Annotated in this window: 1 protein-coding gene and 1 pseudogene; one reads left to right on the top strand and one right to left on the bottom strand. The window is 49.7% G+C overall.

What is annotated here, in order from left to right; genetic code table 11:
• Positions 1–115: 115 nt before the first annotated feature.
• Positions 116–1,015: a LysR family transcriptional regulator gene (locus LDK53_RS22680; RefSeq protein ID WP_032663514.1), complete on the bottom strand. Its 900-nt coding sequence runs from the start codon at positions 1,013–1,015 to the stop codon at positions 116–118.
• A gap of 139 nt (positions 1,016–1,154) precedes the next feature.
• Between LDK53_RS22680 and LDK53_RS22675 the strand changes: the two are divergent.
• Positions 1,155–1,323: pseudogene (locus tag LDK53_RS22675) on the top strand (superoxide dismutase); the annotation flags it as partial.

Here is a 1,323-nt window from a genome sequence, read left to right as displayed (position 1 = left end):
ACCGTATGGTTGACGTCACTGATGCGGGCTTCGATGCCGGTATCCGCTGATTGAGTTCATACAGGAGGCCCGGCCGCTGGGGTTGTGAAATAGCGCCTCCATACTGAACGAGGCGTTATCGTCCCGTAGCGGATATCAGAAAATCAATCAGGGCCTTCACTCTTTTCGTTTTACCCGCGTTTTTGGGGTAATAGAGATACACTGGCGGGTAGGTTTTCCAGTAGCTCTCCATCACGGGTATAAAGCGCTCCCTGTCCGGCTGTAACTGCAAGATGGGTTCAAACAAACGTCCGATTCCCAGGCCGTTACGGATCCCGTCTGCCATAACGTCAATATCGTTGCTGATTAACTGCCCAGGCATCTCAACCGTCAACTGCTCTCCGCGATCGTTCAGAATCAACGGAAGGATGCGGTTGTTAGTAATAAAACGGTAGCCAATCAGCTTGTGTTGACTGAGGTCAGCCGGCACCTCGGGCATTCCATGCTCGCTGATATAAGCTGAGGATGCATATAACCCTTCACGAAAGGGTTTCATTAACGGCCGCGCCACCACCCCACCTTCGAGGATATCGCCAAAACGGATCCCAAGATCAAAACGCTCTTCGATAACATTCACGGTACCGTCGTAAACCGAAATTTCAAGCTGTATACCCGGATATTGCTGACAGAATTTCGCCATTGCAGGCTTAAGAATTAACAGATAGGCAAAACGCGAGAGCGTGATTCGCACGATACCAGAGGGCTCCTGATTCTGGTCGCGAATGCTTTCAAGCGAATTTTCCAGCGACTCCACCGCCGCAGCGGTCTGTTCCAGCAACAGCTGCCCGGTTTCCGTCAGCTCAATACGGCGGGTCGTACGCACAAAAAGCGGATGGCCAATATGATCTTCCAGCAGCTTAAGCGCATTGCTGACGGAGGGAGGCGTAATTTCCAGTTTTCTTGCGGCTGCCGAAATATTGCCCTCACGTGCAATGCTCTGAAAGATCCGTATCTGGTTATACAGAGCGTTATTCATAATGTGTTCCTAAAGCAATCTCCGCCTGATTATTAAGTACAGTCTAAAGATGCTTAAGTCAATGCTCCTCTAATCTTCGTGAAATTCGCCTCTTATACTTTTATCTCTTTCTACAACGACCTGAGTTCAGGAGACTATGATGCGAATTTTATGTCTGGATATCCCCGCACCTGGAGCATCGCTGGAAAAATATGCTCCACACCTTAACGCTGAAGCGCTGCACGCCTGGGGATTGTATAAATCCGGCTTCATCCGCGACATCTACTTCCGTCAGGACAGACCTGGCGTCGCTATTTTTCTTGAATGTG

Origin of the sequence: Enterobacter sp. K16B (genome assembly GCF_020216105.1) — a bacterium.
GTDB lineage: Bacteria > Pseudomonadota > Gammaproteobacteria > Enterobacterales > Enterobacteriaceae > Enterobacter > Enterobacter sichuanensis.
The sequence above is the reverse complement of the archived record's forward strand: the minus strand, read 5'-3'. Positions and strand labels throughout refer to the sequence as shown.

Coding starts and splice junctions, on each gene's coding strand:
- LDK53_RS22680 (WP_032663514.1), bottom strand. CDS start 1,015: ATGAATAACGCTCTGTATAACCAGATACGGATCTTTCAGAGCATTGCA.